The following is a 26,345-nucleotide window of genomic DNA, read 5'->3' on the forward strand; positions in this document are numbered from 1 at the left end:
TAAATATAGCTATTTTCGCACAGATTGTTATTTTCGAATAAGTTTATCACCCGTATACCTAGAAATTAGTAAATGAACCTTATTACGTTCCAAATCCAACAAAATTTATGAAAAGAGCCATAAATATATAACCCTTTATATTACGACAGGAGATGGAGTTCTCCTGTCGTGTTTTTTTCTAAAATAGAGATTTTGTATAATAAAGAAGTTCCTGCAACTATATTTGATATGTTGCCAAATACACTATGCTTACGTTTTAGAAGCAACTCTTGCGCACGACCCTTCCGCTTGCGGCGAATTATTCCTGTTTGAGAGGCGAGAGATAATAAAAATGGAATAGAAAATGTCACTTAACTAAGCATGCATTAGTTGAAGAAAAAACAATTATAGGTGAGATTTTGATGAATTCTTATATTAGTTAATTGAGGGAAAATTCACAATTCTAAGTAAAGTTTGTTTATCCTTTATACAAAGTAAACAGCTTTCCTATTATCAAATTCACTGAAAATTAACCGAAAGTTAAGTATTATTAAGGATAATTCAACGATGAAGTTCTCATAATTCGTTGACAACGTTTACACGCGTATATAAACTTAGTTTAAAGGTTAAACAAAGAAATGGTTTTGCGATATAACTTTAAATGAAGATTCGGAATTAAAAAGGACTACCAGGAGGGATATATTGTGAAAGTCAACAAGCAATATCGATTATCTTATACAGCCAAGGCTCAAGAAATAGTCGACAAGATGTCATTAGAAGAAAAAGTTTTTTTAATGAGCGGGAATATCACGAATGAAGAATTAGTTAAAGGTGCTAAAGAACATCATTACAATTATAAACCATATCCAGCAGGTGGAAATAAACGCTTTGGGGTACCTGCAATGAAATTTGTTGATGGACCACGCGGTGCTGTTAGTGGAAATAGCAGCACTTGCTTTCCGGTTTCAATGGCAAGAGGAGCGACCTTTGATAAAGATCTTGAAGAACGTATTGGAAATGCGATTGGTAAAGAAGTTAGAGCACATGGTGGAAATTATTTCGGCGGGGTATGTATTAACCTTCCTCGGAATCCTGGCTGGGGAAGAAGTCAAGAGGTTTATGGTGAAGATTCCTTCCATTTGGGTGTAATGGGGTCTGCTTTGGTTAAAGGAGTTCAAGAAGAAAATGTTATTGCTTGCCTGAAACACTATGCGTTTAATAGTATGGAAAACTCACGTTTTAAAGTGAATGTGAAAGCAACTGATAAACGTACTGAACGTGAAGTATACTTAGCTCATTTTGAAGATTGTGTCAAGGCAGGCGCCGCAAGTATCATGAGCTCTTACAACGCATATGAAGGTACTCCTTGTGGACATCATGATTATTTGTTAAATGAGGTCTTAAAAAAAGAGTGGGACTTTGATGGCTTTGTTTCTAGTGACTTTGTTTTGGGTGTTAAAGACACAGTTGATGCAGCGAATGGCGGTCAAGATGTTGAAATGTGTACCACTATGTTTTTCGGTGATAAATTAGTTCAAGCTGTTCAAGAAGGAAAAGTTAGTGAGGATAAAATTAATGAAGCTGCATTAAGAATTGTTCGTACGTTACTGGCATTTACGGAAGCAGATGATAAAGAATACAGTGAAGATTTGATTGGCAGCAAAGAACATATAGCATTAGCTCTTGAGGCAGCACATAAAGCAATGACATTGATAAAGAATGATAAAAATGTGTTGCCATTCTCTAAAGAAAAGAGTAAAAAAGTTGCGGTTATTGGAAAACTGGCGAATCAAGCAAATATTGGGGACCACGGATCAAGTCGTGTGCGTTCAGAATATGTGATAACCCCACTTCAAGGAATTCAAAAAGTTATGCCAAATGCGGAAATTGTTTTTGAAGAGGGTTCAGATTTAGATAAAGCTAAAGAAGTGGCGAAAGCTGCAGATGCTGTAGTGTTTGTTGTTGGATTTAACCATAATGACGAAGGTGAGTACGTTAAATTGGATGATCATCCTGATCCTGAGATTTCAGCAATTGGTGCAGAGTCAGATACTTGGGGTGGAGACCGTATACAATCACTAGGTTTGCATCCAGATGAAGTCGATTTAATTAAGGCAGTTGGTCCAATTAACCAAAATTCTGCTGTTGTTTTAATCGGTGGAAACATGATTATGCTTGAAGATTGGAAAGATGAAGTATCTTCGATCTTAATGGCTTATTATCCAGGTATGGAAGGCGGGACGGCAATTGCTGAAACCCTATTTGGTGATGTAAACCCAGGTGGAAAATTACCATTCGTAGTTCCGACTAAAGAAGAACATCTTCCACAAATTGATTGGGAAGCCAAAGAAATTACTTATGATTACTATCATGGCTATGCCAAATTAGATAAAGATGGAATCGAACCATCCTTACCATATGGCTTCGGTTTATCTTACACAACATTTAATTTATCAAATGCGACCTTTGATGTCATTGAAGACAAAGTGGTAGCAACAGTGGATGTTGAAAATACTGGTGACCGTGAAGGTGACGAAGTTGTGCAACTATACATTGGCTTCAGCGATTCTAAAGTTGATCGTCCAATCAAATCATTACGTGGATTTGAACGTGTAACTCTTCAGCCAGGCGAAAAACAAACGGTTAGCGTTTCCTGTCCAATCGAAAAATTAAGATGGTTCAACCCTGACACAAACCAATGGGAACTAGAATTTATGGATTATGAAGTGTATATCGGAAATAGCAGTGCAAGCAAAGATTTAATTAAAGGTAAGGTAAGTGATGGCGCTTAATTAAGCTGAAAGCTGTCAATCGATTGTTTTCCCGATAGCATTTATTTCTGGGTGGGAAGATACCTTGAAAACAGCAGAACAACTAAATGGTATCGGCAAACAGTGTAAAGGTGCGGGACTAGATTGTTATTATCATAACCATGTACATGAGTTTAAGAGAATTGGAGAATCAACTTTATTTGACCTGTTAATAGAAAATACAGATCCTGAGTTTGTGAAATTTGAGCTAGACCTTATTTGGGTGATGAGAGCTGGATATGATCCACTTTCCGTGCTTGAAAAACTAGGGAATCGCTGTGACATGATTCATCAAAAGGATTTAGGGACACATGTTGATCCTGTCAACATTAGTGCTGCACTAAAGGAAAATTACAAAGAAGATACGATGAAACTATATAGAGAAATTGTAAAGTCGAATGATTTTGTCAATCTTGGTACAGGAATCGTGAATTTTGAAGAAACATATAAGAAGCTAAATTTATTAGGAAGTGTCCGCTTTGCCATTGTTGAAAATGAAGGACAGCAGGGAAATAAGTTCACTAATATTGCAAGTGATTTAAAAGTCATGGAGCAATACATTCAATGACTAAAAAAAATTAAGGGTAATGAATAATGCTTTTACAGTTGAAAACATTGAGGACGAAATCAACAGACTGAAGTCTTTTGGAGTAACCTTTGATTCAGAAGAGTACTTTACTCTGTCTAACGGAACGAAGTTAATTTTCTTTAAAGGGCCAGAAGGAGAAAAGCTTGAGCTATTTCAGCCCGGAGTTTAACGATTGATCAAAAGGGGCCCGTTCTTTTTGAACTGCACCACTATCGGGCCATATATGACAGTCTTCAAAAATGCTTGAGACCAGCGTGCCAGGTCTGGTGGGTTCGATTCCTATGCAGTCCCGACAACAAAACTAGGAGGGTGTATTTTATGTCATTTTCAGAAAATACAAGATTAAGCGAATTACTAAAAAGTGAAGCTGCAAAAGCTGTTTTGGAAAAACATTTTCCAGGTTTTACGTCAAATCCTGGATTGGAATTAGCTAAAGGATTTTCTCTTAAAGTGATGTCACATTTTCCACAATTCAACATTACACCTGACCAACTCACAGCATGTGTAAATGACCTGGCAAAAATAGAAGAACAAGGAATAGAGACTATAACCGTTAATAGTGTACAAAATTACAAAAGGGAAGGTTTTAAAAATGCTTTGAGATGGGGTATTATCGGTCCCGGGAGCATTGCAAAACAATTAGCGGAAGCAATAAATGGGACTGAGGGCTCAGAGGTTTACGCAGTTGCATCAAGCTCATTGGACAGGGCAAGGATTTTTTCGGAGAATTTTCATGTTCAAAAAATTTATGGTTCATATGAGGAGTTAGTCGAGGACCCTGCTGTGGATATTGTTTATATAGCTAATCTCCATTCCCAGCATTTTGAATCAGCTAAGCTGGCACTCAATAAAGAAAAAGCAGTGTTATGTGAAAAGCCTCTTACGTTAAATGCAGATCAAGCTGAAGAGTTGATATCCATTGCAAGAGAAAAAAATGTATTTTTAATGGAGGCAATGTGGATGAAATTTAACCCAACTTTAAACAAGCTAAAGGAATTAATAAATGAAGGCAGTATAGGCAGGATGGAAAAAATAGAGGCTGATTTTTCAGTAGAGTTTGCCCCTGATTCATTCCGTAGATTACCTGAGTTCGGAGGAGGTGCCCTTTTGGATCTTGGAATCTATCCAATAACCTTTGCAAATTGGATTACGGGAAGATTCCCGGATACTATCACATCAAATTGTATGCTGACAACAACAGGAGTAGATGGAGTGGTTTCAGTCACATTCCAGTGGAACACTGGAGAGAAGGCAGATTTGAGCTTTGGAATTGATCGCTTTGGAACGATGAGTGCAAAGGTTACAGGGACCGACGGTTATATTGATGTAAATTCCCCCTTTCATGGCGCACAAGTGATTTATCTTCATACTTCTCAGGGTGTGAAGGAAATTTCCATTCCCTTCAGGATAAACGGTTTTGAATATGAGGTAGAAGAGGTCATGCGCTGTCTTGATATGGGGGAGAAAGAAAGTCCTATAATGCCGCTTGAAGAAACCCTTAAAACCATGAAGCTTATGGATGGACTGCGTTCTCAGTGGGGAGTGATTTTTCCAGGTGAAAATGCGATAACTAGTATCAAGCTCTGAGAAAGAGTTTATCCGTGAAGATGTTAAATTGAAAGGAAGCATAAGTTAACTCGACAGATTCGGTCTGTCGGGTTTCTTCTAGTTAAAAGGGTTAGCAGGTTATAAAGAAGCTGTAAATATTGATCGGCCTGAACAGCCCATTTTCAGTTTATAGGTGAGTGAAAAATAATCCCCACCTGTTAAACTGAAGTGAACTCAAAAAGTTAGACTATAATATTATGCAGCAATCAAGGATTGAACTCTGTATGGCATAGGGCTCAATCCTTTTAGTTTTGCTTTGATTCGTGTGTGATTGTTGATCCGAGTTTAAATTAACTACCATCCCTTAATTGTTGCTTAATCCTCTATTTAGTAAGTATCAATATATATTAACCTCATATTTGTATTATACTGGTCAGGGGATAACGCGACTATTTATCCAAATTTACTATAAATGGATGCAGATAAAGGGGTAGAAGAAATGAAAGCATGGTTGTTTGAAAATGTGGGAGAAAAAATGAAGCAGGTTGACCAGCCTAATCCGAAAGCTAAACCCGGCTGGGTTGTCATCAATGTTGGGGCTGCCGGAATGTGTCATTCGGACGTTGGAATAGTGGATGGTACAATGAGTTATGCTCTTGACCATAGACCCATAGTGCTTGGTCACGAAGTTGCTGCTACTGTTGCAGAGATAGGTGAAGGTGTCATCGGATTTAAGGTCGGCGACCGAGTTGGTGTTTCTCTTAGAGAAGGTCATGATGAGGATGATGTCGGATTAGGTGCCGGGACCGCAAAAGGCCCATGTGGCGGCAGCGCACCTGGTCTTCATGTAGACGGAGGTTACGCAGAGCAAATGTTGGTTCGCGCATCCCCGTCTTATTCCGCTTCCAGATAGTGTATCATTCGAGATGGGAGCCGTTGCTACAGACGCTATTACCACCGCTTACAGTGCGGTTATGACAGCAGGGGAAGTAAAGGCTGGTAATGTAGTAGGCATAATAGGACTCGGTGGTCTGGGCATGAATGGACTTCGTACTGCTGCCTTTGCTGGGACTACAGTATATGGTGTTGATATTAATGAAGAACTATTTGATGAAGCCATCAAAAATGGCGCTGCGGGTTGTTTCAAAGATGTTTCAGAACTTAGCTCTTTGAAACCATCCGTTATTATCGATTTTGCCGGATTTGGCACTACAACAGCCGATGCTATCAAAGCTGTTGCCAAATACGGACGCGTTGTTCAAGTCGGCCTCGGAAAAATTGAGTCTACAATCAGTACAAATCTACTCGTTACTAAAAAAATCCAATTAGTAGGATCGTCGGGCGGGACTCAGGAAGATCTTAAAAGAGTTTACGAATTGATTACCGAAGGAATCTACACGCCGGAGCTCACTGAATTTCCTTTTGACAAATTAGACGAAGTATTGGAACAAGTTGTTTAAAGTGCATAGAATTTCTCTCTAAGATTTAACTGGTGCTTAACGATAGGTAACTAGCATATATTTTACACTATTATCGGCAAAAGTTAAAATAAAGTAAATATTATGAATTTAAATCAATTTGTAATTACAAAATTTCATTTTTGACTATTGTTTTTCATGTTCAAATAGGGCTGCAATTTTTAAGATGTTGGTAAATTTAATTTTTTGTTGCAATAAAAAGGGAGGGAAATTTATGCATTATTTGGATATAGGACAAGGTGACGCATTAGTTTTTATTCATGGATTTACAAGTAACAAAGAATCCTGGACGTGCCAATTTGATTTATCTCAAAAGTATCGATTGATCATACCTGATTTAAGAGGTCATGGGGAATCAGAAGTATATGATAGTATTTCATTGCAGCAATTTGCTAAGGATGTTCTTGCTATTTTAGATCATTTAAAGATTGAAAAAGCTCATTTTTGCGGACTTTCCATGGGGGGATTAGTTGTTCAAGAAATCTATAAACAACAGCCGCATCGCGTTAAATCCCTCATATTATCAAATACCTTCTCTAAATTGAGTACAAAACTAAATTTCTTGTTTACATGGGTATTTAGACTGAGGTTGAAAAAATATTTAAAATTGACTCATGAGGAACGACTGACGGCAACTGCTAAAAGACTATTATATAATGCTGAAAATGAAGAAATAGTGAATCATACGAAGAAAGCCATTACATTTAAGGCTAAAGGATTTGAGAATACATTTAAAGCGCTTTCGAAAGGTTTTAATTACTACGATGTTTTGTCCGCTGTACAAGTTCCTGTGTTAATTATTGGAAGTAAAAATGATCGGCAAGCGCCAATTAGGTACACAAAGAGATTTTATAAACAAGCTAACAAATCACAAACAGAGCTTTTCTTATTTGAAGAAGCTGGTCATATGCCAAATATTGAATATCAAGATAAATACAATCAATTACTCTTAGAGTTTTTGTCTCGTGTCAGTTAACTACTTAAATTGGGTACCCTAGTATAGTAAATAGAATGTAATTCTCCGAATTCAATGAGAAAAGGAAACCCCCACTTCAAATCCCCTAAGGATGGAGGAGGGGTTACTTACTTAATGGGGATTTTTTAATTTAGTGGAAATATTTAACTTAACAGAACCCGTTATGATGTAATGTTGTTAATCCCCACTTTCTTGACATTACCTATATTTTTAATAAATAATCCTCGTATTTTTCTATATTTTTATATAAGCCTGAACGACTAATCCCCAAGAGCCACGAATAAGGATTGTAAAAGAACCCTTTGCAGCTTTTTTTGCGCTTTTATTTATTTTTTATATATATTGATTCTTGCTTACAAAATCTCCTCATGTGAAGCGTGAAAATCCAGCAGTATATATTAATCTTGTATTACGTTCATCTTTTTCGAGCTTTTTGAATAATTGCCAGACTTTGTGAAGTTGCCGGAAATTATCGTTTTCAATAGCGGTAAAAAGAATTGTTTTTATTTACTAACCGTTTTAAGCTCTAGGGCCATTTTCTCAATTTCAGATGTATCTTGAAACAAAACAAGGCAATAATTCCGTCTTTTGATCCTAATGTCTTATAATAAGATATTTGAGTCATTGATTGATAGTTTCCAATTTTTATCCGCTTCAAAAATACCGAATCAGAAAAGGTGAAATCATTATCGGGAATCATTTCTTCTATATTTTGGTTTAATAGTTTGCCCTCATGAATTCCAATCATTTCGACAAAACGACCGTAAACAAAAACCACACTTTTTTTGATTCATCGGTCATAATTACTCCCAATTGAGAAGTTTGTAAGCTAATTTCTAACTGTTCTTGATATGAACGTGTGGTACTAAATAGCGTATAGATTAAATTTTTTTTGACCCACTGGTCTTTTTTGTTCGTCTATTATTAACTCAAAGTTAATAATAATTGAATATCATGTAGTATACATTAATATACTGAAAAAAATATAATAAAAATATAAATTTTCAAATTAATCACATTTAACAAAAATTAAGAAAATTTGTAAGCGATTACGAGAAAGGAAGGTGATTATGTTAGTAACGAAGGGATTAAGCCATGCGCACGTAATTTTCCCAAAATACGGCTATTGTCGACGGTCACCATGTACTTACTTATGCAGAATTGGCCACTCGAACAGAGAAACTAAAGGGCTCCTTGATTCATCACCAAGATAAAAAAAGGTGATCGAGATGCCCTACTCATGTTAAATGATTTCGTTACTTAGAAATTATGTATGGAGTAATGGTGTCTGGTGCTATCATCGTTCCGCGCTTAATACACGGCTCAGTCATGCAGAAATAACCGATATGTTAAATGTTGCAGGAGCAGAAGATTTATTTATACATAAGGAATTTTTAACAGGGAGAACTAGAGGGATTGAAAATAGCAATATTCATTCTTATGAACATCTCCTAAAAACACAGCCAGATAATGACTTATCTACTGTAGATTTACATGAAGAGGATGCTTTATAAACCTTAAATTCAAAATATATTAATATAACTTCGGTTGTTCAAGGTAAAAAAGTGTTGCTTGACTACTTTCATAGTTTACTATGGTTAAGTATTTAACGCAGTGAGCAAAATCACACTTTTGTAAAGAGGATTATCTAGTGAAAGCATTGATAGAAAAGTATGAGGAGGTAAATCTCAAAAGGATGGTTCTAGTGGCAGGACTCTTTTACACAGGAGGAACTAAAGGCCGCTCTAAGGGAGTAATGCTTTCCCATAAAAATCTTGTCTCGAATGCTTATCACGCGCTAATAAATACACAATATACAGAAAATGATACGTATTTACATGCTGGATCGATGTTGACATTTTGATTATTGTCAAAATTTTGATTCAATGTAGAAATTTCTTCATGCTGCTACCTAGCATGCCATTCGGTCCATAGCAAAAAATGAGATGAAGATCATATGAAGCGTAGAAAGCGAGTCAACCTCGCTGATATACATTAAGAATATTAAAAACAGAGGAGAATATTTATGGAAAACTTGAAGTCTATCCCACAGCCCAAAACGTTTGGTCCGCTTGGCAACTTGCCTTTAATTGACAAGGAACAGCCCACCGCATCTCTTTGTAAGATCGCAGAAGAGTACGGTCCGATTTTTCGTTTTGTGTACGGTGGTGGAGGCTCAACTCTTTATCTTTCTAGCCAAGATTTAGTAGCCGAGGCTTGTGATGAATCAAAATTTGAAAAGAGCCTTGCAGGTACTTTATATAAGTCACGAGATGTAGCTGGAGATGGATTACTTACCAGTAAGCAACATGAACCTAACTGGCAAAAAGCTCATAACATCCTGATGCCTGCATTTAGTCAAAACGCGATGAAAGGGTACCATTCTATGATGGTGGATATAGCCTTGCAGATGGTCGAAAAATGGGCACGACTAAACGCGAATGAAAGTATTAATGTACCAGAAGATATGACTAAGCTTACTCTTGATACCATTGGTTTATGCGGTTTTAACTATCGAATGAACAATTTCTATAAAGAAACAATGGATCCTTTTGTTACTCACATAATTAATGCTTTGGAAGAGATTATGCTTCAAACTTCACGTCTTCCGATTCAAAATAAATTAATGTGGAATACAAGACGACAGTACGAGAATGACATTCAATCAATGAATTCCTTAGTAGACAAACTGATTGCCGAGCGGAAAGAAAGTGGAGATCAGGGTGAAACCGATTTGCTCGGACTAATGCTGAATGCTAAGGACCCGGAAACAAGGGAGAAACTTTCTGATGAAAATATTCGATATCAAATCATCACCTTCTTGATTGCAGGGCATGAAACAACAAGTGGTTTATTATCCTTTACTCTTTACCTGCTATTAAAGCACCCTGAGGTACTTAAAAAAGCTTATGAAGAAGTGGACCAAATCTTAACAAGTCCGATTCCAACCTATAAACAAGTGAAGGAACTCAAATATATTCGAATGATATTAAATGAATCGCTGCGTTTATATCCTCCGATTCCATCCATAATCCTTTCTGCTAAGGAAGATACGGTCCTTGGAGGTAAATATGCGGTTAAAAAGAAGCAGCCTGTCGCGGTTCTTATACCTTTGCTTCATAAAGATAAAGAGGCATGGGGTATGGATGCGGAGGAGTTTCTTCCTGAGAGGTTTGAAGATGAAAGTAAAATTCCTTACGATGCCTATAAACCATTTGGCAATGGGGTCCGGGCTTGTTTGGGGATGCAGTTCGCACTCCACGAAGCTACCTTAGCGATAGGCATGATTCTTCAAAGGTTTAAGTTAATGGATCATACGAACTACCAGATGAAAATAAAACAAACTTTGACAATGAAACCCGATCAATTTACGATGCAAGTTCAATTAAGAGACAACAAAATTGTAGATTCTCTTACTGCAGATTTGGAAGAAAAGAATCCTTTCGATTTGAATAAGGTAAACCGAGTTCAGAATTCTACCCTAATAGGAGTAAACAATCGCCCGCTACTTGTCCTTTATGGCTCTAATTTGGGGACATCAGAAGGGGTTGCTAAGGATCTTGCGGAAAGGGCTGCCATGTACGGTATCAGGAGTGAAGTGGCGACACTTGATGAAAGGATTGGCAATTTACCAACAGAAGGGGCCGTATTGATTGTTACCTCTTCCTATAATGGAAAAGCGCCAAAAAATGCACGAAAGTTCGTGAAATGGCTGGAGGAGCTTGAACCAGGCAGCCTTAATGGCGTTCATTATGCGGTTTTTGGCTGTGGGGATCGCAACTGGGAAAAAACCTATCAAGATGTACCAAAATTCATTGATGAACAGCTAGCTGTTAAAGGAGCTACTAGGTTTTCGGATCGTGGTGAGGCTGATGTGAGTGAAGATCTTGGAATGCAGCTTGAAGCTTGGAAAAAAAGCATGTTGTTTGATGCCATGGAAGCTTTTGGGTTAACACGAATTGATAAAGATGAGTTGAAACAAAGTACACTTACAATTCGATATGTTAATCCTGCAGGTGATTTGCTTGGAGTATCATCCGGTAATAGCAGAGAGAATGTCAACCGTGTTTTACGTCGCTATTCTTTGAATGGTAATGATTTAGTGATTTTAAGTGGGAATCATTCATCCTTTCTTTCTTCAGATTATCCAATAAGCCTTTACGAGCTTCTTACTGATCGGGTAGATCTACAGGCAGTGGTAACTCAAAGTCAATTACGTGAACTTGCGGACTTAACGGTTTGTCCTCCGCATAAGAGAGAATTAGAATTTATGCTGCAGGAAGGGGTTTACGAAGAAGAGATAGTGAAGAAAAATATTTCGATACTGGACCTTCTTGAAAAATACGAAGCATGTGAAATGACATTTGAAAGATATCTAGAGCTATTACCTCCATTAAAAATAATGGCAGAAATGGTTTAAAAATATAAAAGCATTATTAAACAGGCTAGGGGGACTATCCATGAATAAGCAAAAGACATTCGATCCGTATAATGAATTTACGAAATTAAGTACTCAATGGGAAAAAGAGTTGAATGACATGTTTCGATTAAATTCAAATAATGAAGGATTTCTTCGATTTGCTATAGCTTCTTCTGATTCCGACACTCTATATAAAGAGTATTTTAATAAATACCAAGAGATAATCAGCAGTCAATTAAACTTACCCACTAAAAACGATGTTGCTAATATAGCAGCATTATCCGTTCAAACAGAAGAAAAGATTGATTCTCTAGAAGAGCAAATCTGGAAATTACAACATTCCGTTCAATCCACTAATAAAGAAATAGAAGCCATTGAAGACGTTGCTCAAGAAATAGTGAAACTAACAAAACAGCTAAAATCAGATGTTTCGAAAACAAAAGTAGAATCATCTGATACAAAAGTGCTGCGAAAAGAATTACAAGAAATGAAAAAAGAATTAGAGGGAATTCATCAATTAAAAGAAGAGCTTTCTATTCTTATAGAAATGATGAACGAAAAAAATGCTCAACAAACAAATAGAGAACCGGAATTGTCCTTAAACAATTCTAAATAATAAGGAGGAACAGTTATGTTAACCAATATCTTAAAAAATACTATACCATCATACGATTTAGAAAAAGAACGGGACCGATGGAATCAATTTCTAACCATTAGAAATCAACCAAAGCCAAAAATTAATCAAACCCCAAAGCAAGCGGTTTGGAAAAAAAATAAAGCAACTTTATGGTACTATCCAGCAGTTGAAAAAAAGTATGATATTCCCATCTTCTTTGTTTTTTCCTTAATGAATCGCGCCTATATTTTAGATTTAGCGCCTGGGACAAGCACGATCGAAAGCTTAGTAAATGAAGGCTACGATGTATATTTATTAGATTGGGGTATTCCCGGCCACGAAGATAAAGACTTAAATCTGGAAGATTATGTTGAAAACTACATAAAAAAAGGTGTTCAACGAGCATTACGGCATTCGGGTGCCAAAGAAATTTCCTTGGTCGGGTATTGTCTAGGCGGAGTGCTGGCGTCTCTTTATGCGTCGATTGCAGAAGAACCGATCAAAAATTTAGTTGCGATAACGATTCCTATTGATTATAGTGTCAGCGTAGCTCCTGACAGTTGGTCAAAAGCATTCAAAAATGGATCTTTAAATTTAGATCGCTTCATTGATGTTAATGGCTTAGTTCCTGCAAAATTCATCGAAACGATGGTTAAAGGTATCGTTGGTCCAATAGCATTTACCTCAAAGGTTTCATTGTTAAACAACGCACACAATAAGGGTTTTGTAGAAAAATGGCGGCTCATGGACCATTGGTTATACGACCAAATTCCAGTCTCTGGTGGAGCTTTCCGTCAATTATTTAATGATATTGTCAAGGATAATAAGATTGTGAAAGGTGAATTTACGGTTCATGGTAAAAATGCAGATTTAAGTAATATTAAAGCTAACCTGCTAGTAATTACCTCTAAAAATGATACGCTCGTTCGGGAGGAACAAACTCGTCCAATAATGGAATTGGTTTCAAGTGAAGATAAAACCTATCAGTTGCTAGAGGCTGGACATATAAATATAGCATTAACGGGTAAGCTTGCCGGTGAATTAATACCTTGGTTAGCAACTCGTTCTGACCTTAGACAAGGATAATGGTAATAGAAGAAAATTTTTTTTCAGAAAGGCTACAAAAATCATCGTGAATCTATAGGTAAACAAAACATTCATTAAATTGGGGGAATCATCATGAATATTGGATCAACTCTAGCAACACATGCACGCTGTACTCCGGAAAAAATCGCAGTTTATTATAAGGATAATAGTTATACATTTGACCGGTTAAATCGTGAAGTAAACCGTCTCACCCATTCTTTGATTGCTGAAGGCGTTAACAAGGGTGACAAGGTAGCAATCATGATGAAAAATTCAGATATGTATATGATTGTATTCTACGCCGTTATGAAAGCTGGCGGAGTAGCAGTTCCGGTAAATTATCGTCTAACACCACGAGAAGTAGCATTTATTTTGGATAATTCAGATTCAAAAGTTGTGTTTTTTGATGACGAATACGCGGAAATCATTCATCAAGCTATCCAAGGAAACCAAAAGATTTCCTCTTCCATTTCAGTTGGAATACGAACAGAAGAAGGTCAAAAGAGATTAGATGAAGTGATGACAAACAATGAATTCGACCCATCCGTTTCCGTTGAGGAAAGTGATGTTGCCGAAATAATATACACTTCAGGTACAACTGGCAAACCAAAAGGAGTAGTAATCGATCATCACCGTCTTCTCCATGTCGCGATCGGTGGGGGGGTTAATTTAGGACTTAACCATCAAGATAATTTAATACACCTTGCACCGCTTATTCATGCAGCCCAATTAAACTGCTTTATGGTCGGAGGAACTTTTTATGGTTGTACTCAAGTCATCCATGAATCATTTGAGCCTGTAGAGGTGCTAAAGGCGATTGAAAAGTATAAAATCACACTCTTTTTTGGAGTCCCGACAATGTACAACTTCCTTCTTCAAGTTGAGGATAAAGAAAAATATGATTTATCTTCTGTAACTCGATGTGGTTACGGGGCTGCACCGATGCCTGTTCCCCTACTTGAGAAGGCAATGGAATTGTTTAATACCGACCAATTTTTTAATATGCTCGGACAAACGGAAGGAGGGCCAAATGGGATTATCCTTTATCCAGAAGATCACAAAACAAAAATGGGTGCCAGCGGCAAATCCAGATTTATGATGGAAGCCAGAGTCGTTGATCAGCAAGGAAGAGACGTTGCACATGGAGAAGTTGGTGAACTTATTCTTCGTGGAGAAACAGTTATGAAGGGGTATTATAAAAATCCGGAGGCAACGGCGGAAACACTTCGTGATGGCTGGTTGTATACGGGTGATCTTTGCACCATTGATGAAGATGGATATATCACGCTTGTTGATCGCAGCAAGGACATGATTATCAGCGGAGGGGTCAATATTTATTCAACTGAAGTGGAACAGGTTCTTTATATGCACCCAGATATCCTTGAGGCAGCTGTCATTGGTGTGCCTGATGGTGTGTGGGGAGAAAAGGTGACGGCCGTCATCGTTCCTAAAAACGGCAAAAAAATTAACCAAGAAGAAATTATTGCATTTTGCCGAAATGAATTGGCTGGATATAAAATTCCTCGTTTGGTAATTGAATTCCAGATACTCCCAAGAAATGCATCAGGGAAAGTGTTGAAATATCAATTGAGGGACGAAATTAAAGCGGTTACATCAATTAAATAAAACACATTTATTATTTCAGATTGTTGATATAAGGCATTCCGAGTTACCCATTCGGGTGCCTTTTGCCCATAAATTATTTAAGGAATTGTATGAAATTTGAGCACTATTACAAACAACTTGAAGAGAAGCTTAATAGAAAAATAAAACAGTTATTTAATTGCCATCAATTTATTGTAATCGTAAAAATGATGTTAAGTTTACATCTGAGGCGGGTCCGAAATCAAAGAATTCTTGTGAACAATTGGTTGGATTCCAAAGACTATGCCAATAAAGAAGAGATTGCTAATGTAGCAAAGAATTATATTTCTAATGAAGCGAAGGTAGACGAATTAGATGACTTACTTTTTAGCATGACAAAAAAATGGAACAAACAAAAAAAATCACTTATTACCATAAATGAAGTTCTGAATGAGTTAAAAACTTTAATAGAACAGGAATGCACTAAAGAAGAAAATAATATCCATCAAAAGAATTGATTAATTTCCTTTCATATAAATAAATCTAGGGGGACTAACAATGCCAGAGAACAAAACATATGATCCGTATGATATGTTTACTAAATTTAGTACACAATGGGAAAAACAACTGAATGAGCTATTTCGTACAGGAACTAATAATCGTGATTTTCTTCGATTCGCTAGAATTTCTTCGGATTCGAATACATTATATCAAGAGATGTTTAAAAAATATCAAGAGACTGTTGAAAGTCAATTTAATTTACCAACAAAAAATGATCTAGTAAATATAGCGAAATTATCCATTCAAACGGAAGAAAAACTTGATTTAATGGAGGAAGAAATTTGGAAATTACAAGATTCATTCCACTCTTCTAGTAAGGAAATCGAAGGAATAGGAAAAGTTTCGCGTGACATTATTAACCTGGCAAAAGAGCTAAAAACAGATATTTCTAAAACAAAAATAGACCAAGCTGAAATAAAAGAACTACATTCTGAGTTCCAAGAAATAAAAAAAGGATTAGCTGACTTAAAGGTATTAAAAGAGGAGATCTCGAAACTACCAGAAATATTGGCGGTTAATAAAAATAAGAAAAATCAGCAAAAAAAAGAATTACAATTAACTAATTCTACAAAAAAATAAGGATGAATTTGGTTGCCAAAAAAGGAGGTGAAATGGAGAGCACCTATGATTTTAGTGGACAACCTGTCTTCATTTATTATGCACCAATTCTTCTAAGCTATTAAAAAAATAGCTGTGTGACCTATTTTATAAAATTTGGAGGTAGTACAATGTCAGAAAACTATGGAAACGAAAAAAATTTATCGAGTTTAGAACTATTATGGAACCAAGCTTTTCAAAAATTAGAGGCATGGGTAGAACAAGAAACAAAACGAGAGGATCTTCATCTTCAAACTGCTAGACAATTTGCAGATAAAGTGAAAGTAAATAATAGCAATATAAAGGAAATTACAAATCAATTTTCAAAAGAACTTCGACAATGGGAAAAGACTTCAAGAGAAGAATTATTTACAGCGACAACACCATTAATGGCTCTATTTCCACTTAAATCTTATGAAGAAATTAATAATAATCTTGATCAACTATGGAATAAATCCACAGAATCAGCTGCCAAACCATTCAATCAACTCTTCAATTGTAGATATGGGGATAATATAGTTGCCAATTTAGAAAAATTTATTGAGTTTAGAAGATATAATAGAAATTTATATGTGACAAATTTAAAAGAAAAAGCTTCTTTTTTCCAAACGAATCAACTAGCTTTTCTTAAAACAGTGAATAATCAAGTGAAAAATGTGCTCTTTCCATTTCATAATTATATGGAACGAGCTAAAGTGAAACTCAAAGCTTAATACCAGGAAAAATAAAGGAGGAAGGCGATGATCTTCCTCCTATAATTCGTTATAAACTCAAAGGATAGGATGTTTTCTTAAAAAATCACGCAATGTTTGATTAAATTCTTGTGGATATTCAATCTTTGCAATATGACCGGAATTTTTAAATATTGCTAGCTCAGAGTTTGGGATTAGTTGGTGCATTTGAACCTGAATACGTAGGGGGAGTAATACATCATATTGACAGCCAACAATAAGTGTAGGTACCTTTATCTTTGGTAATAATTCTCGATTATCAATTTTCATACAGGCTTCTGCAACTTGATCGAATGTTTCTCTGTTTGAACTCAATACTTTACCAAACAGCGCTTCCGTGTTTTCTTTGCTACAAGAATAAAGAGACATTCTTGCTTGTATATTTTGTAGTTGACCAGAAGTAAAAAAGCTGTTTCGTGCTTTACGAAATAGGTTAGCGAATTTCCCTAGTTTATTTACTATAAAGTAATAATGAAAAGTGCTCACTAATAGTAAGGATTGGCATCTTTCTGGGGCTTGACGATAAATTTCTTGAGCAACTGTTCCTCCCATTGATAAACCACAGATGTGGGCATTCTCAATATTTAGCTCATCAAGTAATGATAATATATCCTTTGCATAATTTGGAATTGAAATTCCATCCGTTGTAGGATTAGCACCATGTCCTCTTAAATCAGGAATAATTAGATCATACTCCTTAGCTAACTCAAATTGTTTGAACCAGCCCTCTTTTCTTTCACCTGCTCCATGAATTAATACTAGTGGCTCCCCGCTTCCCATACGTAAATATGGCATTGAATTTTTCCTGCAAATAGATTCTACCAAACTCAGGTACCTCCCATAATAGAAATAGTTGATTTTATATCCGTATTCCCAAGAGGCAAACATTGCGAAAATTGAACTGGATGTAAAATGATTTATAACAAGAAAAAGTTTTAATCGACATCAAAAAATTATGATGCTGAGTGATTTAATTATAAAATCGGCAAGAGTAGAAATTTGTCAATTTACTAGCCAAATTCATAATAATCGTTCGACTTTTCTCGCTATTAATCTCCGAAAAATTTTTAGAAATTCGATTATCTATATTCAACTATTAATATGGACAATAATAAAAATTCTTTCTTATCTCATATGTACAAATTACTAGACGGTTTCTAATTTCCTAGACACATAAAAATGAATTGTACAGAAAAATAGACACCCTTCTTCCTTTTTTGAATATTAAAACAATTATCCCCCTAAGGGAATGATATTTTGGCATGGTTCTTGCAACTGAAATGAGTGTATTCATTTTTATCTGTGTAAAGGAGGAAGGAATCTATGAAAACAATTTGCCTTGAACAAAATGGTCCAATATTTGAAATCGTATTAAATCGTCCGGAAAAAAGAAATGCAATTGACCACACCATGATTATGGAAATTGATGCTGCTCTTCGGACAGCCGAACAGGACTTAAATGTACGGGTTGTACTTTTTCGTGCTGAAAGCCAAGTATTTTCGGCTGGACATGATTTATCCGGAACAGCTGAAAGGCCCCTTGCTGAAGAGCGTTTGGATCAAGAGTTAGAAGAATACTATAAAAAAACACTATATATTCGTGATTATTCCAAACCTACCATAGCGGTTGTTCAGGGGGCTTGTATTGCCGCAGGTCTTATGATTTCACAAGCATGTGACTTGGTAATTGCTACTCCTAATGCTTACTTTTCCAATCCTGTAGCCCGAATGGGAGGAGTAGCTGCAGAGGTGTTGTTTGAGCCATGGGATATGGGTATTCGAAGAGCAAAACAGTTTTTATTTACAGGCGATCCTTTGCCTGCTCACGTTGCGATGCAGTTTGGGATGGTTAATGAAGTGGTAGATTCAGAGAAAGCTTTAGACCGAGCACGGGAGCTAGCCGCTAAAATCGCAGCGATTCCGCCTATTACTTTAAGATTACTTAAGAAGTCACTCAATCATACTCAAGATATCATGGGAGCTCGCGAATCCTTCGAGTATCATTTCATCATGCATGAATTGGGACATACGACAGAGGAATCGCAGCGTCTTTTATATGATGCACGTAAAGACAAAAATAATCTAAAGCAGTTTTTAAAGCAAAGAGACGAAAAATATGTTAAGTAATGAAAGGTTGGGAAACGATGTTCGATAAATACATACAACATGAACATAACATTTTCCGTGATTCGCTTCGTAAATTTTTAAATAAAGAAGCATTACCCCATTTTGAACAATGGGAAAAGGAAGGTCTAGTACCACGAGAATTTTGGAGAAAAATGGGTGACAATGGTTTTCTATGTTCGTGGGTAGACGAAAAATATGGTGGATTAAGTACCGATTTTCTATATTCAGCTATTTTAGCTGAGGAGTTAGAGCGTATAGGCACTGGACTATGTGGGATATCTTTGCACGACGGCATTGTTGTACCATATTTGTCTACCTATGGATCGGAAGAACAGAAGCATCGCTGGTTATCAGGCTGTATTAGTGGGGATCTCATCACTGCAGTAGCGATGACAGAGCCAGGGACAGGATCAGATCTTTCAGCTATTAAAACAACAGCGATAAAAGACGGTGATGAATATGTTATTAATGGGGAAAAAATCTTTATTTCAAATGGAATTCATTCTGATGTAATCATTGTTGCGTGTAAAACCAATCCAAAAGCGGTCCCGGCTCATAAAGGAATAAGTCTTATCGTAGTAGAACGGGATACTCCAGGTTTTAAACGTGGGAAAAAGTTAGACAAAATAGGATTTCACTCACAAGATACTGCCGAATTAATATTTGAAGACGCGCGTGTCCCAGTCGCCAATTTATTAGGTGAAGAGGGACAAGGTTTTTATTACTTAATGAATAAATTGCAGCAGGAGCGGCTGGTCATTACGATTCAAGCAATAACAGCTGCAGAAGAAATGCTAAAGACGACGGTTGATTATGTGAAAAGCCGAAAAGCATTTGGAAAATCCATCAGCCAATTTCAAAATACAGAATTTAAAATTGCTGAAATGGCCACCGAAATTGAGATTGGTCGAAACTTCGTAGACCAATTGATTATTAGTCACTTGAAAGGAAAGAAAGTAGTGACCAAGGTTTCAATGGCAAAATGGTGGATGTCCGAAATGGCTCAGCGAGTAGCCAAGCAGTGCTTACAATTGCATGGAGGGTATGGTTTTATTGAAGAGTATCCGATAGCGAGAAGATACCGTGATATTACAGTGCTTTCTATCGTAGCTGGAACGAATGAAATTATGAAGACCATCATTGCCAAAAGTGTGCTTTAGCTAAAAAACAAGGAATTGTTTGCATCTAATATGTGAAGATAGCTATTTAATAACTCATATAAAGGGGAAATTATTATGTTATTAAATAATAAAGTGGCTGTTATTACAGGCGGTGCTTCAGGTATTGGCAGGGCGACAGCTCTAAAATATACAAACGAGGGTGCAAAAGTTGTTGTTGCTGACTACAATGAAGAGGGTGCGAACGAAACAGTAGAACTCATAAGATCATTTGGTGGGGAAGCAGTGACTTATAAGGTTGATGTGTCAAAATTTGGTGAAGTCAAAGCACTGGTTGATTTTGCTGTAGACACATATAAAACGATTGACATCATGTTTAATAATGCCGGAATTAGTAGAGCGAATCTCATTAACGAACTAAATGAAGAGCTTTACCATCAGACTCTTGGTGTAAATCAACATGGGGTAGCGTATGGCATAGCAGCCGCAAGTAATAAAATGATTGGACTTGGTGTAAAAGGCGTCATCATTAATACTGCGTCGGTGTATGGAATTATGGCATCTCGTGGTTTTTTTCCTTATCACGTCTCTAAAGGTGCCGTTGTGATGATGACTAAATCTGCTGCACTTGACCTTGCACCTTATGGAATTCGTGTCATAGGTGTTGCTCCTGGTTTTGTAAGCACACCACTGATTAAGGGGATAAGAGAAGTTGAGCAGCATAAAAATTATCATATGAGAAAAGAATTTATTACACCTGAAGAAATTGCAGATACTGTATGTATTTTAGCGATGAAAGAAGCTAATGTGGTAAATGGAAGCGTTGTTATGCTGGATGATGGGCTAACAAGCTTTAAAGGACATTTAAGCAAATGAATGGGAGAGGCCCTTATGCATCACGTGCATAAGGGTTTTTAATAATCATTCTCATAGTTTTATATTAAGGGATTTTAATTTATTGTAAAATTGAGCACGGCTAATTCCTAAGATTTTTGCTGCAGCTGTACGGTTCCCTTTTGCAAGTTGAATGGCAGCTTGAAATGCTTCTTTTTCCACATCGCTTACCATTTTTTTATAATTGACTGTGGCATTCTGTTCGCTTTCTTGTTCTTCCATTATATCCTTGGGTGTTGATAATTCTTTTCCAGGATCCTTCTTGATACCTGTGTTTATATTTTTTATATAATCTGGGAGATGCCTAGATTCTAAGACTGTTCCATTCATACAATTCATTGCACGTTCAATTACGTTTTCCAACTCTCTTACATTTCCAGGCCACTGGTAAGTTAATAGAAGGGAGAAAGCATCCTGACTGATTGTAATAGGCTTTACCCCCATAAAATGACTAAACTTTTTGGAAATTGAGCTGGCAAGCAGGGGAATATCTTCGGTACGATTACGTAAGGGTGGAATTTTAAGCGGAATGACGTGAAGGCGATAAAATAGGTCTTTGCGAAACTCCCCGGACGCTACCATTTGTTCAAGGTTTTTGTTTGTTGCCGCTATAATACGTACGTTTACTTGAACGGTTTTATTTTCACCAATCCGCTCAAATTCCTTATCTTGTAAGACACGGAGTAGTTTTACCTGTATGGATAAAGGCATGTCCCCAATTTCATCAAGGAACAATGTGCCATTGTTGGCCTCCTCAAACTTACCTTTTTTTCCTCCCCGCCTGGCACCAGTAAATGCCCCCTCTGCATATCCAAAAAACTCTGATTCCCATAGTTCAAAAGGTATAGCTGCACAATTAATTTTTACAAACCGCCCGCTCCTCCATGAAGCATTATGAATTCCTTGAGCAAAAAGCTCTTTACCTGTCCCGCTTTCACCTAAAAGAAGAATGTTAGAATAGCCTGGCGCCGCTTGACGGGCCATATATTTAAGCCGGTTCATTTCTTCATTCTTTGACAGAATATCGTCGATGTCAAACTTTGATCCGCTAATTTTTCCTGGTGGGTCAACGGCTAAGGCTCCAGAATGCATATGTTTGTGAAGTGAATTTAAAGAGTTGATTACTACCCTATATTCACTTTCAATTGCACGGGTAATTTCTGCTTGACCGAGAATTCCCAAAACACGATTGTCCTGTGAAATAACGACGGCATGAGCAGTATTACGCTTCTTTAAGTACCTGCCTGCTTCACTTATACTTACATTTTCGGAAATGGTCACGACATCATGAATTAGATATGTTTCAATCAAAGTGTTTATAGAACAATCATTTAATAATGCTCGGTAAAGGGAATAGCGGCTGAAGGCACCAAGAAGTTTATTGTTGCCATCAACAACGGGAAGGAGACCGATTTTTTCATTTTCGAAAACCTGGATTGCCTCACGTAAAGTGCTTTTTAAAGAGAGCGCTTTAATTTCACGAGTCATTTCTTCTCGAACGAACATCAAATCACTCCTTGTTTTGTATCTTAAAATAAGATATTTTTTAATAGGTTTATAGTTTGAATTTAAATAATTGTATAAAAATTAACTTGTATTGAATAGTGAATTATATTTTGCTTGTGTTAACTAAATATTAAACATACAACGGGATGATAGAAGTGAATCTCATTTTGGGTGATTTTTGAACATTAAATAATTTATTTCCTTTTAAAATGCAAAACTTTAATAACTTACAAAAGCAGCCATGGATTATAAAAATCTTGGCTGCTTTTATATTTAATCAATGTAAGGTTTTATTTTTTTCATTCCCAAAAATCTTGTACATATTTTAAAAATTTGCGGGCAAAGGGCGAAGGCAGTCTTTCATTAACATAAATGGCACTAATTGGTTTAGGAAGTTCACAATTTTTCAATGGAACAATAATGATATCTCCGTTTAGCACATCGGCATCATTTTTAAAAATTTCTTCAAAAGCAAATGCATTTCCTACTCCGTCTTTAATTGCTTTTCTAATGATTTCTATATTGTTGGTTCGGATTACTACTCGATTTTTAGAAAAATAGGTTTTCAGTAAGGCATTAGTATATTCTCCCTTAATATATGAAACAAAACATTCGTTTTGTAAATCTTCTGGGGTTACAAACTCATGGAAAGCAAATGGAGAATTTTTTCCGACGCATATGCAAGGACTTCCTTTACCCAATTTTTCATATATTATGTTTATTTCATCTTTTAAGTCTGTTTTGGCTGCTGGAAATAAACCGATATCACAATTTCCATTTTTTACATCCTTCAATATCTGATTAGTTGCCATTTCGTGGATTTCAATGATTGCTTCTGGAAATTCGATGTGAAGTTTTATTAAAGAGTTATAGGCACTATAAGTCAAACCAGGCACACATGATATCTTCAACTTGGTTTTAGCTAATCCTTCTTGATATTTTGCTTCTTCCATTAGCTCATCAATTTTTGAAATCACTTCGAATGCTTTTTTGATTACGGCTTTCCCTTGGTGAGTCGGTACCATTCCCGTTTTTGAACGCTTGAAAATTTGAATACCAAGTTCTTTTTCTAACTTCGAAATGGATTTGCTGATGGCAGGTGGAGAAACGTGAAGCTTTTCTGCAGCAGTTATAATCGAGCCTTGTTTTCCTATTTCTGCAATGTACTGAAGTTGCTCAAAATGCATAAAATTCCCTCCAAGAATTAACTCGTATTCAACAATAGGTGTCTATCATGTATTTTACATTAATATTAGTAAAAGTTAAAATAAAATAAATATTATGAATTTTCATAAAAAAATTTTTTTCAAAAAAGGGGGAATTTATTTGGCAAAAACATTAACAGTAAAAACAAATCATTCTGGCAAAGGGTATTAGGAAGAAGAGCATCACATATTCAGAAAAGCTTTTGCAAAATTTTTGGAAAAAGAGGCTGTCCCGTTTGGAGACCAATGGGAATAAGACCAGTTAATCCTCTAGCATTTAGGAGAAAATTAGGTGAACAAGGGTATTTATGCCCTTGGCCCATGCGACCGAGGTATGGCGAGTAATGATATATGATACAGGAAAGATAAGTAAGGATTTATAGCAATTTATTGATAATAGAGACGGAAAATTCTAAAAAGTATTTCTTAAATGAAACATAAGGAAAAAATTAGGAGGAATCCTTTTATGGCTGTAGTTAATACCCGTTTGAAGGACGGGGTATTCGAAATCGAATTAAATCGCCCAGAAGCGCTTAACTCCTTAAATGATGAATTAGCTTTAGGGTTGCAAGAAGCAGTATTCGAGGCGAGGGATAACTCATCTGTTCGAACTGTTTTAATTTACGGAATTGGCAGAGGGTTCTGTGCTGGGGGAGATTTGAAACAATTATCGAATTCCACTGGTGCGATTGAAAATAAGGAATTCCTGCAGAAATGTCATCAATCGGTTTTAGGGATTTATAATTTGGAAAAGCCAGTGATAGCAGCAGTACACGGATCAGCGGTAGGAGCGGGTTGTAATTTAGCATTAGCCTGTGACATCGTCATTGCGGAAGAAAATGCAGTATTCTCAGAAGTGTTTGCGAAAGTTGGTGCAATACCAGATTTTGGTGGACTTTATTTTCTCCCCCAAAAAATTGGCATGCATAAAGCAGCTGAATTAATTTTTACAGGAAAAAATTTAAGTGCTCAAGAAGCTTTGGACTATGGGTTAATAAATGAAGTTGTATCAGATGGACAGGCTTTAGAAAAAGGCAGGGAATTAGCAATGTTATTGGCAAATGGACCAACAAAAACATTCGGAATAGCAAAACGGATCCTGCATCAAGCACCTCATTTATCACTAGAAAATGTTTTAGATTTAGAGGCATTAGGTCAATCTGTCATTTTTCAAACTCGGGATTTAAAAGAAGGAATAGAGGCATTTATCGAAAAACGAATTCCGAAATTTGAGGGTTATTAAATTCAGGATGATAACCTTAGTAGATTGATAGATAACAAATTGTGAGAATGGAGAGAAGTTTATGACATTACTAAAAGGGTTGAAAATTTTAGATTTTTCTACGTTGCTTCCTGGTCCCTATGCAACGATGATGCTAGCAGACCTTGGAGCTGAAGTTTTGCATGTGGAATCAGCTACTAGGCCGGATATGCTCAGAGAAGTGTTACCACTCGATGGAAAAGATTCTGTCAATCATGGTTATATCAATCGCTCTAAAAAGTCGATTACCCTAGATTTAAAAAAGGCGGATGCCATTGAGATCGTGAAAAAATTAGTTGCAGAATACGACATTGTATTAGAGCAATTTCGTCCAGGTGTAATGGAACGCTTAAGATTAGGCTATGACGTCTTAAAAGAGGTAAACCCCAAATTAATTTACTGTTCGATCACAGGTTTTGGACAAACCGGGCCGTACCGTCATCGCCCAGGACATGATAACAACTATTTGTCCATTTCTGGTATAGCAAGTTATTCGGGTCGTCAAAAAGGGGGGCCTGCGCCTGCGGGAATTCAAATTGCGGATGTTGCTGGCGGCTCCTTACATGGGGTTATTGGAATATTGTCTGCTGTCATCTATCGAGATCGTACAGGTGAAGGACAATGGATTGATATCAGTATGACTGATTGTAGTTTTGCCCTGAATGCTACGGTTGCACCGAGTTATTTGATGGCAGGTATTAACCCTAAGCTTGAGAGGACGATGCTAAATGGAGGTACCTTTTATGACTATTATGAAACAAAAGATGGCCGATATTTTTCTGTCGGAAGTCTGGAGCCGCAATTCCGTAAACTTCTTTGTGAGGGTATAGGACGTCCAGACTTGATTGAACTTAGCTTTAGTGAGAAGCAGGAGGATATTCATGCTTTTAAAAATGAAGTTAAGAACGCTTTTCTTTCAAAAACATTTGCAGAGTGGCAAAAGGTCTTTGCTGAAATTGAAGCCTGTGTAGAACCAGTCCTTACCTTTGCCGAGGCCTGTGAGCACCCGCAAATTGAGGGTCGCGGAATGATTGTAGAAGTTCCGAGGCCAAATGGGGGCTATCAAAAACAAATCGCCTGCCCGATTAAGTCAACTGTCTTTAAACCCGAGTATAAACATATCGGAGTGGAACTTGGCGAGAATAACGAAGAAATACTAAAACCCCTTGAACAACGGCAAATATAAAACATATACAAATGGATTTAAGTAACGGCTCAAACACTTTTTATTAAAGGAGGTGTTTTGACAAAATACTAGA

At 36.6% G+C, this 26,345-nt stretch carries 23 protein-coding genes and 2 pseudogenes; 21 read left to right on the plus strand and 4 right to left on the minus strand.

Features of this window, described 5'->3' with window-relative positions; translation table 11 throughout:
- The first annotated feature begins 683 nt into the window (after nucleotides 1–683).
- The 4 genes from ACIFOT_RS15600 to ACIFOT_RS15615 all read left to right on the plus strand — a co-directional run bounded on the left by ACIFOT_RS15600 (nucleotide 684) and on the right by ACIFOT_RS15615 (nucleotide 4,965).
- Nucleotides 684–2,771: a beta-glucosidase gene (locus ACIFOT_RS15600; RefSeq protein WP_430066076.1), complete on the plus strand. Its 2,088-nt coding sequence runs from the start codon at nucleotides 684–686 to the stop codon at nucleotides 2,769–2,771.
- 64 nt (nucleotides 2,772–2,835) lie between these two features.
- Nucleotides 2,836–3,357: a sugar phosphate isomerase/epimerase family protein gene (locus ACIFOT_RS15605; protein WP_430066078.1), complete on the plus strand. Its 522-nt coding sequence runs from the start codon at nucleotides 2,836–2,838 to the stop codon at nucleotides 3,355–3,357.
- A gap of 19 nt (nucleotides 3,358–3,376) precedes the next feature.
- Nucleotides 3,377–3,547 carry a VOC family protein gene (locus ACIFOT_RS15610; protein ID WP_430066080.1) on the plus strand — a complete coding sequence of 57 codons (171 nt, stop codon included), beginning with the start codon at nucleotides 3,377–3,379 and terminating at the stop codon, nucleotides 3,545–3,547.
- A 149-nt stretch (nucleotides 3,548–3,696) separates the two neighbouring features.
- Entirely contained in the window at nucleotides 3,697–4,965 is a 1,269-nt protein-coding gene (locus tag ACIFOT_RS15615; RefSeq protein WP_430066082.1) for a Gfo/Idh/MocA family protein, read from the plus strand.
- A gap of 216 nt (nucleotides 4,966–5,181) precedes the next feature.
- Here the strand turns inward: ACIFOT_RS15615 and ACIFOT_RS15620 are convergent.
- A pseudogene (locus ACIFOT_RS15620) lies at nucleotides 5,182–5,259 on the minus strand (IS3 family transposase); the annotation flags it as partial.
- Nucleotides 5,260–5,425: 166 nt separating this feature from the next.
- On the opposite strand from ACIFOT_RS15620, the gene ACIFOT_RS15625 reads away from it, so the two are divergent.
- The 12 genes and pseudogenes from ACIFOT_RS15625 (at nucleotide 5,426) to ACIFOT_RS15680 (ending at nucleotide 16,957) form a co-directional block, all read left to right on the plus strand.
- Entirely contained in the window at nucleotides 5,426–5,839 is a 414-nt protein-coding gene (locus ACIFOT_RS15625) for an alcohol dehydrogenase catalytic domain-containing protein (protein WP_430066084.1), read from the plus strand.
- A gap of 13 nt (nucleotides 5,840–5,852) precedes the next feature.
- A complete protein-coding gene (locus ACIFOT_RS15630; protein ID WP_430066086.1) occupies nucleotides 5,853–6,386 on the plus strand; it encodes a zinc-binding dehydrogenase in 534 nt (177 codons plus the stop codon).
- A 232-nt stretch (nucleotides 6,387–6,618) separates the two neighbouring features.
- Nucleotides 6,619–7,380, plus strand: coding sequence for an alpha/beta fold hydrolase (locus tag ACIFOT_RS15635; RefSeq protein ID WP_430066088.1), 762 nt, complete (start codon nucleotides 6,619–6,621; stop codon nucleotides 7,378–7,380).
- 1,247 nt (nucleotides 7,381–8,627) lie between these two features.
- Nucleotides 8,628–8,894 (plus strand): hypothetical protein, encoded by a 267-nt coding sequence (locus tag ACIFOT_RS15640; RefSeq protein ID WP_430066090.1) that lies wholly within the window; start codon nucleotides 8,628–8,630, stop codon nucleotides 8,892–8,894.
- A 137-nt stretch (nucleotides 8,895–9,031) separates the two neighbouring features.
- The gene (locus ACIFOT_RS15645; RefSeq protein WP_430066092.1) at nucleotides 9,032–9,244 is read left to right on the plus strand and encodes an AMP-binding protein; all 213 of its coding nucleotides are present in this window, start codon (nucleotides 9,032–9,034) and stop codon (nucleotides 9,242–9,244) included.
- 162 nt (nucleotides 9,245–9,406) lie between these two features.
- Nucleotides 9,407–11,779 (plus strand): annotated as a pseudogene (locus tag ACIFOT_RS15650) (cytochrome P450); the annotation flags it as partial.
- A gap of 61 nt (nucleotides 11,780–11,840) precedes the next feature.
- On the plus strand, nucleotides 11,841–12,416 hold the full coding sequence (locus ACIFOT_RS15655; RefSeq protein WP_430066094.1) for a polyhydroxyalkanoate biosynthesis repressor PhaR: 576 nt from the start codon (nucleotides 11,841–11,843) through the stop codon (nucleotides 12,414–12,416).
- A 15-nt stretch (nucleotides 12,417–12,431) separates the two neighbouring features.
- Entirely contained in the window at nucleotides 12,432–13,502 is a 1,071-nt protein-coding gene (locus ACIFOT_RS15660) for an alpha/beta fold hydrolase (RefSeq protein WP_430066096.1), read from the plus strand.
- Nucleotides 13,503–13,595: 93 nt separating this feature from the next.
- Nucleotides 13,596–15,128 (plus strand): class I adenylate-forming enzyme family protein, encoded by a 1,533-nt coding sequence (locus tag ACIFOT_RS15665; protein WP_430066098.1) that lies wholly within the window; start codon nucleotides 13,596–13,598, stop codon nucleotides 15,126–15,128.
- Nucleotides 15,129–15,217: 89 nt separating this feature from the next.
- Nucleotides 15,218–15,604, plus strand: a complete 387-nt coding sequence (locus tag ACIFOT_RS15670) for a hypothetical protein (RefSeq protein WP_430066100.1) — start codon at nucleotides 15,218–15,220, stop codon at nucleotides 15,602–15,604.
- A gap of 40 nt (nucleotides 15,605–15,644) precedes the next feature.
- Nucleotides 15,645–16,226: a polyhydroxyalkanoate biosynthesis repressor PhaR gene (locus tag ACIFOT_RS15675; protein ID WP_430066102.1), complete on the plus strand. Its 582-nt coding sequence runs from the start codon at nucleotides 15,645–15,647 to the stop codon at nucleotides 16,224–16,226.
- Nucleotides 16,227–16,375: 149 nt separating this feature from the next.
- Entirely contained in the window at nucleotides 16,376–16,957 is a 582-nt protein-coding gene (locus tag ACIFOT_RS15680; protein WP_430066104.1) for a hypothetical protein, read from the plus strand.
- Nucleotides 16,958–17,014: 57 nt separating this feature from the next.
- On the opposite strand, the gene ACIFOT_RS15685 is transcribed toward ACIFOT_RS15680, so the two are convergent.
- Nucleotides 17,015–17,800, minus strand: coding sequence for an alpha/beta fold hydrolase (locus ACIFOT_RS15685; protein WP_430066106.1), 786 nt, complete (start codon nucleotides 17,798–17,800; stop codon nucleotides 17,015–17,017).
- A 498-nt stretch (nucleotides 17,801–18,298) separates the two neighbouring features.
- Here ACIFOT_RS15685 and ACIFOT_RS15690 point away from each other — a divergent pair, with 498 nt between their 5' ends.
- From ACIFOT_RS15690 to ACIFOT_RS15700, 3 genes are all read left to right on the plus strand, one after another.
- On the plus strand, nucleotides 18,299–19,102 hold the full coding sequence (locus ACIFOT_RS15690) for an enoyl-CoA hydratase-related protein (RefSeq protein ID WP_430066108.1): 804 nt from the start codon (nucleotides 18,299–18,301) through the stop codon (nucleotides 19,100–19,102).
- 17 nt (nucleotides 19,103–19,119) lie between these two features.
- On the plus strand, nucleotides 19,120–20,262 hold the full coding sequence (locus ACIFOT_RS15695) for an acyl-CoA dehydrogenase family protein (RefSeq protein WP_430066110.1): 1,143 nt from the start codon (nucleotides 19,120–19,122) through the stop codon (nucleotides 20,260–20,262).
- A gap of 75 nt (nucleotides 20,263–20,337) precedes the next feature.
- Nucleotides 20,338–21,096, plus strand: a complete 759-nt coding sequence (locus tag ACIFOT_RS15700; protein ID WP_430066112.1) for an SDR family NAD(P)-dependent oxidoreductase — start codon at nucleotides 20,338–20,340, stop codon at nucleotides 21,094–21,096.
- A 51-nt stretch (nucleotides 21,097–21,147) separates the two neighbouring features.
- On the opposite strand, the gene ACIFOT_RS15705 is transcribed toward ACIFOT_RS15700, so the two are convergent.
- Together ACIFOT_RS15705 and ACIFOT_RS15710 are read right to left on the minus strand one after the other, a co-directional pair.
- Complete coding sequence (locus tag ACIFOT_RS15705) at nucleotides 21,148–22,620, minus strand: sigma-54 interaction domain-containing protein (protein ID WP_430066114.1); 1,473 nt, start codon at nucleotides 22,618–22,620, stop codon at nucleotides 21,148–21,150.
- A 299-nt stretch (nucleotides 22,621–22,919) separates the two neighbouring features.
- Nucleotides 22,920–23,807 carry a LysR family transcriptional regulator gene (locus tag ACIFOT_RS15710; protein WP_430066116.1) on the minus strand — a complete coding sequence of 296 codons (888 nt, stop codon included), beginning with the start codon at nucleotides 23,805–23,807 and terminating at the stop codon, nucleotides 22,920–22,922.
- 484 nt (nucleotides 23,808–24,291) lie between these two features.
- Here ACIFOT_RS15710 and ACIFOT_RS15715 point away from each other — a divergent pair, with 484 nt between their 5' ends.
- Complete coding sequence (locus tag ACIFOT_RS15715) at nucleotides 24,292–25,068, plus strand: enoyl-CoA hydratase/isomerase family protein (RefSeq protein WP_430066118.1); 777 nt, start codon at nucleotides 24,292–24,294, stop codon at nucleotides 25,066–25,068.
- A 61-nt stretch (nucleotides 25,069–25,129) separates the two neighbouring features.
- Nucleotides 25,130–26,272, plus strand: coding sequence for a CaiB/BaiF CoA transferase family protein (locus ACIFOT_RS15720; protein ID WP_430066120.1), 1,143 nt, complete (start codon nucleotides 25,130–25,132; stop codon nucleotides 26,270–26,272).
- The last annotated feature ends 73 nt before the right edge of the window (nucleotides 26,273–26,345 follow it).

Source organism: Neobacillus sp. NRS-1170, assembly GCF_050468025.1.